General features: G+C 65.3%; 14 protein-coding genes. 13 read left to right on the plus strand and 1 reads right to left on the minus strand.

The genetic code is table 11. The features are described 5' to 3' along the window. Positions 1 to 11: 11 nt before the first annotated feature. Positions 12 to 1,961, minus strand: coding sequence for a PIG-L family deacetylase (locus QWZ03_RS14890; protein WP_290333441.1), 1,950 nt, complete (start codon positions 1,959 to 1,961; stop codon positions 12 to 14). 246 nt (positions 1,962 to 2,207) lie between these two features. On the opposite strand from QWZ03_RS14890, the gene gspD reads away from it, so the two are divergent. The 13 genes from gspD (at position 2,208) to QWZ03_RS14955 (ending at position 15,794) form a co-directional block, all read left to right on the plus strand. Further along, positions 2,208 to 4,538 carry a type II secretion system secretin GspD gene (gspD, locus tag QWZ03_RS14895; protein ID WP_290333442.1) on the plus strand — a complete coding sequence of 777 codons (2,331 nt, stop codon included), beginning with the start codon at positions 2,208 to 2,210 and terminating at the stop codon, positions 4,536 to 4,538. After that, a complete protein-coding gene (locus QWZ03_RS14900) occupies positions 4,535 to 5,323 on the plus strand; it encodes an ABC transporter permease (RefSeq protein WP_290333443.1) in 789 nt (262 codons plus the stop codon). Before gspD ends, QWZ03_RS14900 begins: the two co-directional genes overlap by 4 nt. A 7-nt stretch (positions 5,324 to 5,330) precedes the next feature. Then, complete coding sequence (locus QWZ03_RS14905; protein WP_290333444.1) at positions 5,331 to 5,930, plus strand: prepilin-type N-terminal cleavage/methylation domain-containing protein; 600 nt, start codon at positions 5,331 to 5,333, stop codon at positions 5,928 to 5,930. Further along, on the plus strand, positions 5,923 to 6,855 hold the full coding sequence (locus tag QWZ03_RS14910) for a hypothetical protein (RefSeq protein ID WP_290333445.1): 933 nt from the start codon (positions 5,923 to 5,925) through the stop codon (positions 6,853 to 6,855). Before QWZ03_RS14905 ends, QWZ03_RS14910 begins: the two co-directional genes overlap by 8 nt. Beyond that, complete coding sequence (locus QWZ03_RS14915; protein ID WP_290333446.1) at positions 6,852 to 8,132, plus strand: PilN domain-containing protein; 1,281 nt, start codon at positions 6,852 to 6,854, stop codon at positions 8,130 to 8,132. Before QWZ03_RS14910 ends, QWZ03_RS14915 begins: the two co-directional genes overlap by 4 nt. Next, positions 8,104 to 8,790 carry a hypothetical protein gene (locus QWZ03_RS14920; protein WP_290333447.1) on the plus strand — a complete coding sequence of 229 codons (687 nt, stop codon included), beginning with the start codon at positions 8,104 to 8,106 and terminating at the stop codon, positions 8,788 to 8,790. The genes QWZ03_RS14915 and QWZ03_RS14920 overlap by 29 nt, the downstream gene beginning before the upstream one ends. After that, on the plus strand, positions 8,787 to 9,533 hold the full coding sequence (locus tag QWZ03_RS14925; protein WP_290333448.1) for a hypothetical protein: 747 nt from the start codon (positions 8,787 to 8,789) through the stop codon (positions 9,531 to 9,533). Before QWZ03_RS14920 ends, QWZ03_RS14925 begins: the two co-directional genes overlap by 4 nt. Then, positions 9,534 to 11,102, plus strand: a complete 1,569-nt coding sequence (locus tag QWZ03_RS14930; RefSeq protein ID WP_290333449.1) for a GspE/PulE family protein — start codon at positions 9,534 to 9,536, stop codon at positions 11,100 to 11,102. It abuts the gene before it with no gap. After that, entirely contained in the window at positions 11,102 to 12,310 is a 1,209-nt protein-coding gene (locus QWZ03_RS14935; RefSeq protein WP_290333450.1) for a type II secretion system F family protein, read from the plus strand. The genes QWZ03_RS14930 and QWZ03_RS14935 overlap by 1 nt, the downstream gene beginning before the upstream one ends. Before the next feature lie 79 nt (positions 12,311 to 12,389). Continuing rightward, entirely contained in the window at positions 12,390 to 12,851 is a 462-nt protein-coding gene (gene gspG, locus QWZ03_RS14940) for a type II secretion system major pseudopilin GspG (RefSeq protein ID WP_290333451.1), read from the plus strand. Next, entirely contained in the window at positions 12,829 to 13,338 is a 510-nt protein-coding gene (locus QWZ03_RS14945) for a prepilin-type N-terminal cleavage/methylation domain-containing protein (protein ID WP_290333452.1), read from the plus strand. The genes gspG and QWZ03_RS14945 overlap by 23 nt, the downstream gene beginning before the upstream one ends. Continuing rightward, positions 13,331 to 13,795 carry a type IV pilus modification PilV family protein gene (locus QWZ03_RS14950; protein WP_290333453.1) on the plus strand — a complete coding sequence of 155 codons (465 nt, stop codon included), beginning with the start codon at positions 13,331 to 13,333 and terminating at the stop codon, positions 13,793 to 13,795. Before QWZ03_RS14945 ends, QWZ03_RS14950 begins: the two co-directional genes overlap by 8 nt. A 301-nt stretch (positions 13,796 to 14,096) precedes the next feature. Further along, entirely contained in the window at positions 14,097 to 15,794 is a 1,698-nt protein-coding gene (locus QWZ03_RS14955; protein WP_290333454.1) for a matrixin family metalloprotease, read from the plus strand. The last annotated feature ends 244 nt before the right edge of the window (positions 15,795 to 16,038 follow it).

Below are 16,038 nucleotides of genomic sequence, written 5' to 3' on the forward strand. Positions count from 1 at the left end.
AGGCATGCGGCTCAACGAGCCAGAAAACTTGTCAGCCAGCGCAAGGGCCGGGTCCAGCGCCACGATCGGCTGGCCTCATACTGCTGGGCCTGCCACCGCAACGCGTCAGCCTGCGCAAGCTGTGCCTGCGCCTGCTGCTCGGCCTGCCTTTGTGCCATTTCCAGGCGCTGTTGCTCGGCCTGTACCTGCGCCTGCTGCAGTTGCTGCTGCAGCTGCGCGCTAGCCTCGCGTGCCTGCGCCACAGCCAGCCGCTCAGCCCCCAAGTCCCGCTCCAACGCCACCTGCTGCGCCAGCAACTGGCCATTGGCCGCCAGTTGTGCGGCCAGCTCATGCCGCTCCGCCGCAATCGTCGCCCGCAGGCTCGCCATATCCCCCAACAGGTGCGCCAGCTCCGCATCCCGTGCAGCCAGTGTCGCCTCCCGCTGGGCCAGGGTGGTATCCCGCTCGGCCAGGCTACGCCGCAAGCCGACTACGGCAGGCGCATATTGCTCCAGCGAAGTCAGCAATGCCGTCTCGCGGGCCAGTTGCACCGCCCCGATCTGGCTCACTACCCCCAGCAACTCGCGTATCGTCTCCGCACCCACGTTACGCCCAAACCGCGCCAGGATAGCGGCCACCCCCTGGTAATCCGGCACCGGCAGGCGCTCAAGCAGGTGTACGGTGGGCTGTGGCAGGCACAGCACGCGCCCATACTTGGCCGTGGCCAGCGCATGCACCCAGTCCGATTGCACAGCGCCCGCATCAGGGCAGACCACCCCATCCAGCCTGAACAAATAGGCCGCCGCAGGCAACAAGGGCGCCAGGGGCCACCAGGCCGCAGCGCTGCCTGCAGGCGGCAGCAAGCCCTCCTGCGCATGCGCCAGGTGGGCATCGGCAGCACAGGCCGCCACGGCCAGCACGGCGCCATCATCGTCCTGCAGGCTGGCCAGCAGCTTGGCCAGATGGTCAGGCAGCAGCCTTACGCCACCCCGTAGCACCATGCCAAAGTGGCCGCTGGCAGCCCCCCACAGGCCACCGGGATGCGCCTCTGCCACGCCCACAATCGCCAGCGCCTCGCTCAAGCCTGCCGGCAGCACTGCCGCCGCCAATACCTCGCGGTCCACCAGCACCTCTACCGCAGCATGGGTCTGGTGTGCCAGGTCGGCCAGCAGCGAGGGCAGCAGGGCCGGTGTTACCTCGGGCAGGCACACACTCACCGTCGCAGGCCGGCTGGTAGCCAGCTTGTGCTGGATAACGCGGCGGTAGCCGGCAATCCCCTGCAGGCTGTCCGGCAGGCCATGGCGGCAATCCTCCGCCTCCGTCACATGGAAAGCCTCCACCGCCTCGGCCGCAGCCAGCGTATAGCTGCGAAACCGGTTCAACCCGCTGATCTGCCTGTCGTAGCGCTGCACGCCCAACTGGCTGGCAAACACCGCCATGGCGGCTTCCTTGGCCGCAAACGTGGTGGTGATGTCAAACAGGGCGTTCGGCTGCAGCGCCGATCCCACCTCGTATCCCAGCAGGCGGGCCGTCGGTGCCGCCCAGCGGCGAAAAGCCTCCAGGGCCGCCAGGGCAGTATTTACATGGTCAGGGTGGACCTCCCACACCGAGGGGGCAAACACCAGCTCAGGTGCAAACTCGCTCATCAGGGCCAGCATGCGGCCCACCAGGGCCTCGTCGCACACCACCCCCCGGTCCGGCAAGCCCCAGAACACCGGCGTGGCATAACCGAGCAGGCTGGCTGCTTGGGCGCTTTCGTTTCGCCTGGCCGCCGGGTCCTTGCCGAACTCTCCATGCTCTCCACTGGTCAATACCACCACCTGGATTGCCGCCCCCGTGGCGGCATGCAGGGCCAGGGTGCCGCCACAGCCGAACACCTCGTCATCAGGGTGCGGCGCAAAGACCAGCAGGCGGCCCGCGGTCACGGGTTCAGCCGTAAAAGGAACCAGGTTCTCTTCGCTTAGGGTGTGGGTGTCCGGCATGGTTATCCAATGTCTGTAGCGCGTCGGCCGCATTTTACCCCTGCATCTGCCGCAGGGTGCGGCGGCATGGCAGGGTGGCTGCCCTGCGCCAGGCATGTGCTGCAGCAGGCAATCGCGCTGCGCAGCCTATGCTGTTCGGCCAGTATGATAAGATTTTCTCAGGCTGACGGATCATTCCAGGTTCTCGGAACCGCTTCCTCCCTATACATAGATTGGCCAGCCCCCTCCAGAGACGACACTCAAACGATGCCAAGCAAAATCAGCAAGCCCACGCCCCGCCTTCCGGACTGCACCCGGAACATCGTTCTGACACTGGCACTGACCACAGCCCTGGCCGAAGAAACCCCGCCGCCGCCTGCCCCCGCCGCCGCACCCACGCTGCTGGATGCCATACGGCAGATGCAGCGCAACCTGCCGCCCGGCGTGCCGCCACCGCCGGCCCAGCCTGCCACACCCACGGCCGTCACGCCCGCCCCGGCCACGCCGCCGGCCGTCACGCCCGCCCCGGCCACGCCGCCGGCCGCGCTGCCCGTAGCCAAGCCCTTGCCCACCGAGACACGGGTCAAACCCGCCAGCACCACGGCAGCCAAGCCCGCGGCGGCCACGCCGGCAGCCGCCACCCCGGCAACCACCGCTACCGCCCCCACCACGCAGACGGTCGCCGCCATCGAGCCCATCGCCCCGCGCGATAGGGTACTGACACAGCAGCCGCAACTGGTCGGCGCGGGTGGCGTCACCCTGCGGTTCGACAATGCCGATGTCTACGAGGTGGTGCAGACCATCATGGGCGACATCCTGCAGCTCAACTACATCGTCGATCCGGGCATCACAGGCAAGGTCAACATCAACGGCCTCAGCCCGGTCAGCTCAGAAGACCTGCTGGGCGTACTGCAGAGCGTGCTGGCGCTCAACAACATCTCCATCATCCGCGACGGCAATCTGTACAAGGTGGTGCGCGACAACCTGGCCGCCCGCGATACCGTCTCCAGCACCGCCGTTGGCGACAACGGCAGCGTGGTGCAGATCTTCGCGCCCCGCCATGTGCAGCCCTCTGCCCTGATCGCCACCCTGCGCAACTTCATCGGTCCGCAGGCCACCCTGGTCAACGACCCCACCGATCACTACCTGATCGTGGTCGACCGCGCCCGCAACGTCAAAAAACTGCAGGAACTGGTGCAGTCGCTGGATATCGACTATCTGGCCAAGGTCCAGACCGAGATGGTGCAGATAGAAAACGGCGATGCCACCGAAGTAGCCCGCGAGATGGAAACCCTGTTCAAGACCTCGCAGATGTACAACTGGCGGGGCACAGAAGCCAACAAGGTGTTCTTCATGCCAATCAAGCGCATGAATGCCATCCTGGTGGCCGCCTCCAACCGCGACGTGCTGGAAGCCGCCCGCAAGCAGATACGCGAAGTCGATATCGCCCCCAAGGAAGGCCTCAACTCCCGCATCAACATCTACACCGTCAAGAACAGCACGGCCGCCTACCTGGCCGGCCTGATCAGCCAGATCTACGGTGGCGCCGCACCGGCCACCAGCACCGGGGCCACCAAGGTGGTGCAAAAAGGCAACGTACCCACCACCAGCGCCTCGGGCACCGGCCTGTCGGGCGAGGTACAGATCATCCCCAACGAGAAATCCAACTCGCTGATCATCAAGGCCAGCCGGCAAGACTATCTGCAGATACTGCAATTGCTGGAGCAGCTCGACACCGTCTCCCGCCAGGTGCTGATACAGGCCAATGTGATCGAGGTCGGCCTGAGCAAGCAGAACCGCCTGGGCATAGAGTGGACCCTGCTGCACGAGAAGCTGAGCATAGACGGCCAGATCTACAAGGCAGCCGCCAAGCTGGGCGGCACCATAGACGCTAAAGCCGGCGGCCTGCTCTATAGCGTCACCGACAGCGTGGGCACCGCCATGGGCGCCATCCAGGCCGTGGCCAACGACGACGACATCACCATCCTCGCCTCGCCCCGCATCGTCGCCAGCGATGGCAAGGAAGCCAAGATAGAAATCGGCCAGGAAGTCCCGGTACGGACCCAGCAGATCAGCAACGCCAACACCGGCACCACTGGCTCCACCATCGCCGAAAGCTTCACCTACCGCACCGTCGGCATCATCCTGCAGGTCAAGCCCAGCATCAACGAATCGGGCCTGGTCAACCTGGAAATCAACCAGGAAGTCAGTACCGTGGCCAACGATACCAATGGCGCCACCACCCTGCCCCGCTTCACCAAGCGCAGCGTACAGACCGAGGTCAGCCTGCAGGAAGGCAAGACCCTGGTCATAGGCGGGCTGATCCAGGACAACGGCAGCGTCAACGAAACAGGCGTGCCCTATCTGAAGGACATCCCCGTCCTGGGCAATCTGTTCCGGGCACAGACCAAGAAGACAGAACGGACCGAATTGCTGCTGACCCTGACCCCCTACGTCATCAACAACCAGAGCGACGCCGACCGGCTGAACCGCCAGCTGGACGACGCCATGGAGGAAGTCCGCGAACTGCTGAACACCGCCAGGCGCCAGAAAGCCGGCCTGCCGCCCACTCTGGCCATAGACGCGGCCAAACCATGAGAAAGCTGCGTTCACTGCTGTATCTGGTTGGCCAGTTGTCGCGGCGCGAGATCGCCGCCCGCTACCGGGGCACCACTCTGGGGTGGTTCTGGACCGTGCTGACACCGCTGCTCACCCTGGCGGTCTACACCTGGGTGTTCAGCGAGGTATTCAAGGCACGCTGGGTAGGCGATGCCGCCAACGATAAAACCGCCTTTGCCCTCAATGTCTTTGCCGGCATGCTGTTCCTGCAGTTCTTCGCCGAAAGCCTGGGGCGGGCGCCCGGCCTGTTGCAGGCCAACGCCAACTACGTCAAGAAAGTCATCTTTCCCCTGCCGGCCCTACCGCTGGTTACCATCGCCACCGCCGGCTTCAACTGGCTGATCGGCGTACTGGTGTGGTCAGTGCTCTATACCATGGTCCATCACAGCCTGCCGCTGGGCCTGCTGTGGCTGCCGCTGGTCATGCTGCCGCTGGCCCTGATGACCCTGGGCCTGTGCTGGCTGGTCTCGGCCTTCGGCGTCTATCTGCGCGATCTGGCCCCGGTGGTCGCCTTTATCCTGACCCTGCTGTCCTTCCTCAGCCCGATTTTCTATCCGGTCGAGATCCTCCCCGACTGGATAGCCGGGCTGTTGATCATCAACCCGCTGACCCTGCCCATCGAGTTCTCCCGCAGCTGGCTGCTGGGCGCCGCACAACCTGCAGGCGAGCTGCTGCTGGCCTACTGGCTGGTGGCCGGCCTGGTCGCCCTGCTGGGCTTGTCGGCATTCCGCTTGCTGCGCAAGGGCTTTGCCGACGTGCTGTGATCGCACCATGCCCCAACCCCGCCGACGCCAACAGGGTTTCACGCTGATCGAGCTACTGATCGCCATGCTGCTGGCGGCCACCATAGGCATCGCCCTGTCCAGCGCCTTCCGCCTGGGCCTGCAGCACACCCAACGCACCCGTGCCTTCTACAGCGAACTACAAGAGATGCAGGCAGTGGCCAGCTATCTGCGCCTGCGCTTTGCCCCTGGGCTAGCCATCACCAAGGGTAGCGATACCGAACTATGGGTAGGCCGGAAAAACACCGCAGAACAAGGCCTGCGCTGCCAGCAGGACGGTGAGCAAACCTGGCGGCTGGAGCTGATCAGCACCGAGCGCCTCAAGACTGACAAGGCCGCCACGGCCAGCGACGAAGAACCGGTCATCCAGGCCGAGACCCTGCTGGACCAGCTGACGCAATGTCGCTTCGAATACCTGCAGGCCGATCCAGACAGCCCCAAGCCCACGGCCGCCCAGGAGGGTAGCGAGCGCCAGCCTACCGCCTACCGCTGGCTTGACAGCAGCGCAGCCACCCCGCCGGTCGCCTTCCGACTCCACCTTGGCGGCAGCTATTTCGAGTTGCCGCCACTGGTCTTCAGCCGTGGCTAGCCCCTTGCGCACACCCGGCCATCCCGCCCATGCCCGGCCTGCTGCCGGCCAGTCAGGCTATGTCCTGCTGTACGTCATGGCCGTGCTGATCGCCCTGGCCAGCCTGGCCCTGACCGTGGCTTACCGCGAACGGCTGGGCATGCAGCTGGTGATCAACCAGGTCAGCGGCACCCAGGACGAGCACACCCTGCAGGCTGCCCATACCCTGCTGCTGGCGCAGCTCGATCTGGCCCAGCAACTGGCAGCGCCCGCACATGCTGGCGACCCGGTACTGGGCAAGCTGCCGCGCTGGGGTGCCGGCGACGAGCAGGAAGTCGCCATAGGCGAGCAGCAGGTCCGCATCACCCTGGAAGACCGCGCCGCCCAGCCCGACTTCAACCTGCTCGATGAAAAGGAATACACCCGGCTACTGCAGGAACTGGGTATAGCGCCCGAAGCCGCCGCACAGTACGCCAGCCTCATCGTTGCAGCCCGGCCCGATACCGGCTTTACCGATCGCAGCAGCTTCCGTGACATCGCCGGCCTTCCCCCCGCCTTGCTGCAAACCAGCGAAGCAGGCAGCGACAGCCCCGGCTTCTACGACCTCATCACCCTGGGCAGCGGCGGCAAATGGGTAGACCCCGAAACCACACCCCTGCCTGTGGTCGCCGCCCTGACAGGCTACACTGCGGAACAACTGGCAACGCTCAAACGCTTGCGCTCTGACGGCAAGGTCGATAGAAAGCTATGGCTGGACACTTTCGGCAGCGATAGCGGCCGCTTCCTCTCACCTGGCACGGCCTTGCTGGCACGTCTCAAGCTGGATGGCAGCCCACTGTACGCCGAAGTGCAGTTGCTCAGGCGCGACAGCGGCTGGCACAGCCAACCTCTGATACTGCTCACCGAAACCGAAGATAGCCGTAGCGATACAACGAGCCCGCCGTGAAACTGGTCATAGTCCTGAATGCCGCTCATCTCGAGGTCAGTCTCTTCCGCCGTGACTGGCGCGGCTGGTATCGTGCCGAGCACGCCACCCTGCCCTGGCGGCTGGACAGCGGCGAAGCCCCCTTGCTGGAACAACTGCCCGGCACCCTGCGTCCCTGCCTGCTGGCCTGGGGCGTCCCCCCAGGCTGCCGGGTACTGGCCGTGCCCGACGCCGCCAGTGGCGGACTGCTGCAGGCCCCCCGCAGCAAAACCCTGGCACCGCCGGAGCAGGAGGCCGAACTGCTGGCCAGTCAGCTGCCCTACCCAGCCGCCTCGCTGGCCATTTGCAGCCAGGCCGGCCCGGCCGACCAGCTCAGGCTGTGCTGGATCGCCGCCAGCGAGCTGCAGAACCTGCGCACCACGCTCGACAAGCTGGGCATGCGCCTGCAGGAATGCTACCCGGCAGCGCAACTGCTGGCCCAGGCCAGCCCAGCCAGCCGCAATGCCTACTGGCTCTGGTGCCAGGCCAGTCAGCTGATCGTCTGGCGTTGCGATGGCGCCGGCATCCCCATCACCGTCGCCTCTCTCAGCACCGCCCAGACCGGCTGGCCGCAACGGCTGTCACTGCTGCTGGCCAGCCTGGGGCACGGCGAAGGCGCGCCCGTGCTGCATTCCGGCTTCCCTGCCGAGCAGCAGGCCCAGCTGGAAGCCACCCTGGGCAGCCGCCATGTGCTCAGCCCGCAGACCCCGCCCGATCTGTCCCAACAGGTATTCAGCCATTGGCTGGCCGGTGCCAGGGGCTGGTGGCAGCCGCCCTCGCGCGATTGGCTGGTCTCGCGCTTTACCCCCTGGGCCGCAGCGGTCGGCCTGCTGCTGGTTGCCGGCATGGGCGGCCTGCATTGGCAGCAGCAGAAACTCCGGGCCGACACCGACAAGCTCAACGAAACCGCCGACAAGCTGCAGCCGGCCCACAAGCGCCTGCAGGCCAAGCGCCGCGAACTCTTGACGCTGCGCGAGCAACTGCTGGCCGCCGAGAGCTTTGCCCGTGGCCCTGCCCTGCTCGATGCGCTGGCCCTGTCCACCCCCCTGCTGCCCGATGGCAGCTGGCTCACCCGCTATCGGCATGATGGCAAGCAGGTGCTGATCGCCGGCGAAGGCGCCAGCCAGGCCGACATGCAGAAACGGCTGAAGCAGCTGGGCCTGGCGCCGCTAGATACTGGCAAACCAGCCCCCACCATAGACCCACCCAAACAGTTCAGTCTGGAATTCCATGCCCGCAAGCCTGCCCAAGCCTCCTGAGCCCATGCGGCTACCCCGGCTATCACCCTGGCCCCGCTGGCGCCGCAACCTTGAGCGGCTGTACCGGCTGCTGGGTTTCAAGGTGCTGGGCGTGCTGGCCATCGTGCTGCTGGGCTGCCTGCTGTGGCTGGACAGCACGCTGGCCGAGCTGGCCGGCCAGCGCAAGCTGCATGGCCGCGCCGCCGCAGACCTGGCCGAGATCAAAACCCTGGCCGAGCAGAAAAAACGCATAGAACAAGGCCTGCGCGATAGCCAGCCCGAACATGCCGCCATGCTGCAGAACGCCCTGCAGGGCGCCACCGCCGAAGCCGCCCAGGCCGCCTGGCAGCAAGAATGGTTGAGCCAACTGAGCAGCCAGGGCATCAACGATGCCACCGCCCAGCCAGGCAGCATCAGCCGCGGCCAGCCCAGCCAGCTAGGCCTCACCCTCACTTTCTCGGCCATACCGCAGCAGTTGCTGGCCATACACCAGCTGGTCAACAGCAGCGGTCGCCTGCAGCGCATGACACGTATCGACATCAATGCCGCCGACGGTGTGGCGCGCCAGCAGTTCCGGGTGCAGCTGGAGCTGGCCGCACTTTATTTTCCGCCCAAGGCGGATAATCGCCCCGGCAAGCCACTCAAAGCAGCATCGCCCGCAGGGAGCAAGATGCCATGATGATCGCCCTACTGTTTGCCGGCTCGCTGGCCCAGGCCACCCCCCCGGCCCCGCCCGCCCAGGCCAAGCCAGCCAAGCCCAGCCTGGAACGCATCGTCACCAGCAATCCCTTCGACCCCAAGCGGCAAAGCTGGCAGGCGCCGGTTCCACCGCCCCCACCCCCACCGGCACTGACCGAGTCCGAAGTCCGGGTGCGGGGCATCATCCTGGCAGGCAGCACCCGCAAGGCCCTGCTGGAGGTGCTGTCACCCAAGCTGCAGGCACCGCCGCAGGCCGGCAAGCCCGCCCGGCCCTTGCGGCTGGTCGGCGTGGGCGACAACCTGGGTGAATACCGCATCAGCCAGATCAATGCCAGCGAGGTGGTACTGGATGCCGACAGCGGCACCACTACCCTGCCCTACCAGATCGTCAAGGGCCGACCCGCCGTCGGCACCGCCCTGCCACCGCCCGATCAAGTCGCCATCGTGCTGGCCGCACCCGTACCCACCATCGTCAACGACAATGGCGAGGCCAGCCCGGCCGTCGCGGCCGAAGTCCAGGCGCTGCCCGCCCCCGTCATCGCCGCCCCGCCGGTGCAGGAACCCCCTGCCAGCAACCCGGCAGCGCCGCAACCGGGCCAGCAGCCCGAGACCAACCAGCCTGCCACGCCCGCCCCCACCGGCATGACCCTGCTGGAAGCCATCCAGCTGGCCAGGCGCAATCAGCAGAATCAGCAAAACCAGCAGAACAACCCGCCCAAATAGATGATCGCCACTCCTTCGCTCCCACCGCTGGATCTGGCAGCGGCAGCCCGGCAACTGGGGCTGCCCCTGCTGGGCGCCGACGCACTGGACCCACCGCCGCTGCCAATGCAGGGCGTGCCCAGCGCCTTCCTGGCAGCCAACAGCCTGCTGCCGCTGGGTTTCGATGGTGAAACCCTGAAGGTCGCCTGCAGCTACCCCCTCAACTGGGCGGCACTGGAGGCGCTCAGGCAGTTTGCCGGCCAGCGCGAACTGCACCTGGCCCTGGCCCCCCCCGAGCTGATTGCTCAGGGTCTCGCCCTCCTGGCCGGCCAGCACGACGGCCGCAGCATGGCCAACACCCCCGAAGACGCTCAGGCTGGCGATGAAGACGACCTGGAAAGCCTGCGCAGCCAGGCCGAAGACGCACCGGTGGTCCGGCTGGCCCAATACCTGATACAGACAGCAGCCGAACGCGGCGCCTCCGATATCCACCTGGAGATCTACCAGGACGTCTTCAAGGTCCGCTACCGGCTCGATGGCGTGCTGCACGATGTGGAATCGCCGCCCCGGCGCATGTTCCTGCCTACCATCTCGCACCTCAAGCTCAGGGCAAGGATGAACATCGCCGAACGGCGCCTGCCGCAGGACGGACGCATCAAGATGGCCCTGGGCGAGCGCGAGATCGACATGCGCGTCTCCACCCTGCCCACGGTCTACGGCGAGAGCATGGCCATCCGCCTGCTGGACCAGCGTGATGCCAGCCTGTCGCTGGCACGGCTGGGCTTCGAAGCCGACACCCTGGCGGCGTTCCGCCATGCTATAGCCCAACCCCACGGCATGATTCTGGTGACCGGCCCCACCGGCTCGGGCAAGACCACCTCGCTCTACGCCGCCCTGTCCGAGATCAACCGCCCCGACGTCAAGGTCATCACGGTGGAAGACCCGGTGGAGTACCAGATACACGGCATCAACCAGGTCCAGGTCAAGCCGCAGATAGACCTGACCTTTGCCCGTGCCTTGCGCGCCATCGTGCGGCAAGACCCCGACATCATCATGATCGGCGAAATCCGCGACCCCGAGACCGTGGACATCGCCATCCAATCCGCCCTGACCGGCCACCTGGTACTGTCCACCCTGCATACCAATGACAGCTTCAGCGCCCCCCACCGGCTGCAGGACATGGGCGCAGAAAGCTATCTGATCGCCAGCAGCCTCATCATGGTGCTGGCCCAACGGCTGGTCAGGCTGATCTGTCCGCACTGCCGCGAGCCCCGCCCCGCCGACGCAGCCGACCGCCTGTTCCTGGCGCAGGAAGGCTACCAGGCCGACGCGGCCACCACGCTATGGCATGGTCGCGGTTGCGGCCACTGCAGCCATACCGGCTACAGCGGCAGGCAGAGCATCTACGAGATCATGCCGGTCACCGAGGCCATCAAGTCCGCCATCCTGCGCAAGGCGCCCAGCACCGAGCTACGCAGCATCGCCCTGTCGGAAGGGGTACGCACCATGCGCCAGGCCGGCATACTCAAGGCCCTGGCAGGCGAGACCACCCTGGAAGAACTGGGCCGCGTCACGCGGGAGGACGGTTAGTGCAGTTCAACTACCGCATCCGCCTGGCCGACACCGACCGCGAGGTCAGCGGCCGCCTCGAAGCCAGCGACCTGGCCCAGGCCGAAGCCGCCTTGCGGGCAGATGGCTTCCACATACTCTCGATCAAGCCCCGTGTCAGCCTAGGTCAATTGCTGACCCAGCGGCCAGCGGCGCGCCTCAGCCGCAGCCAGGTACTGGAGCTGACCGAACAGCTGGGCAGCCTGCTGGATGCCGGCCTGCCCATAGACAGGGCGCTCAAGTTGCTACGCGGCACCCTGCCCGGCGAGTCTGCACGCCATATCGTGGGCGAGCTGCTGCTCGACATCGAACGCGGCAGCACCTTGGCCGCTGCCTTTGAGCGCCATGGCGCAACCTTTCCCGGGCTGTACGTCAATATGGTACGGGCGGGTGAAGAGGGCGGCATCCTGCCGCTGACCTTGCGACGCCTGATCGAGTTCTACGAACGCAGCATCGAGTTCCGCAACTTCCTCATCTCCTCCTCCATCTACCCCATCACCCTGCTGCTGTTCGGCATCTCCGCCATCGCTGTACTGACGCTGGCCGTCATCCCCAAGTTTGCCGATGTCTTCGACAGCATGGGGCAGGAGCTGCCCGGCAGCGCCGCCTTTCTCATCGGTGTCTCCAGCCTGCTGAGCCAGCATGGCCTGGAACTGCTGGCGGCCGGACTGATACTTGGCATCACCGCCTGGGCCTATGGCCGCACCCGCCCTGGCCAGCTGTGGTGGCACGGCCTGGTACTGCGCCTGCCCTTGCTGGGCTCGCTGCTGCTCAAGGCCAACCTCAGTCGCGCCTGTCGGACCATGGGAACCCTTTTGCAGGCCGGCGTACCCATACTCAAGTCCTTGCACATCGTCTCGCGGCTATCCGAGAATATCCACGTCAACCAGGCGCTCGGCCGGCTGGAACGCGGCATACGCGACGGCGAGGGGCTGGCGGCACCGATGCGCAACGACCCGTTCTTCCCGCCCCTGCTGTCCAATCTGGTCAGCGTGGGGGAGGAGACCGGCGATGTCGGCGCCATGCTGATCAAGGTTGCCGAGCAATACGACGCCGATGTGCGCAAGGCCGCCAAGCGCCTGATCGCACTGTTCGAGCCCACCATGATCATTATCATGGGTGGCTTGATCGGCGCCATTGTTTTGTCCATGCTATCGGCCATCTTTTCCATCAACGACATGGGCTTGTAAGGCAGTCACCCGCTTGTCCACAACAAACCCGCTACCATCCAGGCATCCAGCTCGCCATCCGCGCAATACCAGGAAATCTATGCACAAACCACACGCCCGCCGCGCACTCGGCTTTACCCTGATCGAACTCCTGATCGTGATGGTCATACTGGGCCTGCTGGCCGCCATCGTGGTGCCCAAGCTGTTCGGCAAGGTGGACGGCGCCAAGCTCGACGCCACCCGCACCCAGCTCACTGCAGTGGAGACAGCGCTGGACGCCTTCCGCCTCGATATCGGCCGCTATCCCACCACCGAGGAAGGCCTGCTGCTGCTGCAGACCGCCCCGGCAGAAGACACCCCCGGCGCCAATCGCTGGCGCGGCCCCTATCTCAAGAAAACGCCCAGGGATGCCTGGGGCAATGTGTTCCAGTACCGCGCCCCCGGTGAACACGGCGATTTCGATCTATGGTCCAACGGTGCCGACAACAAGGAAGGTGGCGAGGGCAACGACGCCGACCTGACGAATTGGGAAGCCGGCAGTGACACGGACAAGGCCCAGTAGCCAAGCCCAGCGGCACGGCTTTACCCTGCTGGAGCTGATGGTGGTGATGGCCTTGCTGGCCATCGCCGCCAGCCTCACCGGCCCCCGCCTGTGGGCCATGCTGCAGCCCTCGCCGGAACGGGATCTACCCCGACAGCTGGTGGAACAGATAGACCGCCTACGCAGCGATGCCGTTTTCCGCCGCAAGACCCAGGCTGCCGAAATCGATATCGAAGCCAACGTCCTGCACACCCCGCGCGGCGACTGGCGCCCGCCCGAAGGCTGGCTGTTTGTCGCACTGCCAGATGTGGCGACAACCGCCGATCCCGCGACAGCCCCGGCAGCCCCCCCCGCAATACTGAGCCTGGAATTCCTCGCCGATGGCAGCGCCAGCAGCATGCGCTTTGCCCTGCAAGGCCCATCCCACCCCGGCTGGCAGTTCCATATCTCCCCCCACACCGGCCGCCTGAGCATCCAGCCTCTCGCCAGCGAGACGCCCGATGTCTAGACAGAGCAAGCGACAGCGCGGCTTCACCCTGCTGGAAGTCCTGGTGGCCCTGACCATACTGGGCCTGGGGCTGGCCAGCCTGCTGATCGCCTACAGCGGCTCGCTGCGCCTCACACAGCGCGCGCAGGACCAGACCGTTGCCGCCACACTGGCCCGCAGCAAGCTGGACGAAACCCTGGCCAGCAAGAACGCCGACATCAAGGGCGATGAAGCAGAAGAGATCTACAACGGCACCCGCTACACCTACCGTATCACCAGCACCCCCTATCCCCTGCTGGACGAAGGCCTTTACCAGCGCCTACCCGACGCCCCCCGGCTGGAAGTCATACAAGTAGACGTATATTGGGGCAGCGAAGCGCGCCCGCAGCACTACCAGTTGCTCAACTACCACCGACTCCCCCTCCGCCCTGCCGCCGCCAGCGGCACAGCACCGCCCCCCGCCAACCCGCCCACCTGAGCGCCGCTCACGCCCCCCGGGCGCAACGGTTCTGACCAGGCTAGGCAGCAGGCGTCGTGGGTAGGGCAAGCTCACACCACTCGACCAGAAGTGTTTTCTTGGCGGCGCCAGATAGCCACCGCCCAGTCCGTTCGGGCGCGCGATAGCAAGGGCCACAAGCCATGGCAGCACCGGGTCCGGTTCAAGCCGCCATGCGAGGCCACACACGGCCCCCAGTTCGCCACGGCGATAGGTACACAGCGCCGGCCAAGCTCGTATACTGCCAACATAGCCTCGTCGCATCCGTTGCATGGAGACCATCATGTTTCACGCCTGCAGCCGCCTCTCACTGGTAGCCATCAGCCTCGTCAACGCCTGCTGGGCCGCTGAACCGCCCGCGCCCATCCTCGACCCGGCACGAATGGTTCACCCACCCAAGGCTACCAGGCTGCACGCTGCAGCAAGCACCGTCACCCCCAAGGGCGTACTGCTCTATGACATGCCCGCCCGCTGGGCCAATGGTCAGGTCACCTGGTATTACAACCCCAGCGGCCGCCCCAGCGATGTCAGCGATAGCGAGATCATCAACTTCTTCAAGAATGCGTTTGCTGACTGGGAGAACGTCTGCCAGGTCACCGGCACCTATGGCGGCGTCACCTCGGTAGATGTCAACAATGCCAACGAAATCGTGGTGGTCGGCTACAAGGACATAGGCGAATTTGCCTTCATGGACGCCGGCCCCCGTTTTGGCAGCAGCATGCCTTACCCCTATTTTTCCGGCGGCGCCATACGCATCAATATCAACAGCACCCAGTCCTCACTGCGCAGCCGCCTGGACAACGGCGGCATCCGCGCCGCCCGGCACGAGCTGGGCCACCTGCTGAACTTCCACCACAGCGACGACCCCTACTCCATACTCTACGCCGCCCCCTATCTCAGTGAGATAGAAGATCTGACCGGCGACGACATCGCCATCTGCGCCGAACTCTACGGCGGACGCGGCATGATCACCCTGCCCGACCACAGCAACGCCCCGCTGGAACCCGGCAGCAGCGGCATGCGCATACTGATCGCAGACCGCTTCGACAACGGCGGCACCCCGCCTCCCGCACTACAGACGCTGGATGTTTCCAGCAACGCCTACTTCTACTTTAACCTGGCCTGGAACAGCCTCACCATCGGCGACGCCATCGCCTGGCGCTTCATCACACCCGCCGGCACCACCTGGGAAACCTACGACACCACAGCCCGCAACAGCGCAGGCGGCACGGCACTACCGCGCAAGAACTTCCCTTTTAACGGAAAATGGCAGATACAAGCCGTAGTAAAAGGCAAAGTCGCCGCCAAACAGGAATTCACCGTCCAGGGCGGCAGCCTCGCGCCACTCAACCGGATCGAATACGCCCTAATCGCCGAACAGGCCAGCAACGGCAATATCACCCCAAGACTGGACAACTACTCCAGCATCGGCGCCAAGCGCATCGAGTTCTACCCCAACGGCAGCACCGGCCCCCTGGTCACAGGCGCCCCCTTTGTCCCGCTGGCAGGCAGCAATAATCAGGTCGAACTCTGGCTGCAATCCGACCAGCCACGCTACCCCTATGACCCAAATAAATACTATGGCGGAAACGATAGCGATAGTGCAAATAATATACGCCGCCTGAACTTCACCACCAACGCCCAAGGCCGCATAGACCGCGACCTCATCAATTATGACCATACCGGCAGCCAATTCAGCTATTTCGGCACCGCCCACATCCAGATCGCCCAAACCGGCCCCATGAAAATCTACCAGGCCGCACTGGTAGGAACAAAGTGGTACTACCGCACCCGCCAAGGCTGGAGCGACATCCCCGCCGAACTCAGCACCCTCACCGCCCCCGCCGCCATCACCTTCAGCGCCCTCACCGCCATGGACATCCGCTGGCTCCCAGCCGGCACCACACTCTACATCGGCTACGGCACCTCTCTAGAAGACGTCGTCAACCGCGGCCAATACAAACTGGTACAGACCTTCTGAAACCCACTCCGGTCAATGCTATAGCTGGGATCCCGGGGCCAATAACGCACTAATGCCTCGTCAGCAAAGGGCTCTCGGCGCGCAATGGCCAGCGACATTCAAGGCATCGCCATAAACCAACTTGCGGATTTTCATGGCGAAAGTAGCGACACTAAAAAGCGCGCTCCTATAAGCCCATCTGCCACCAAGCCACATTCCTAAGCGGCTTTTCCCCCTCACCCTCGAGAAAGCAGCCCCCCCCCCC

It is taken from the genome of Chitinimonas viridis (assembly GCF_030409555.1).
Classification (GTDB): domain Bacteria; phylum Pseudomonadota; class Gammaproteobacteria; order Burkholderiales; family Chitinimonadaceae; genus Chitinimonas; species Chitinimonas viridis.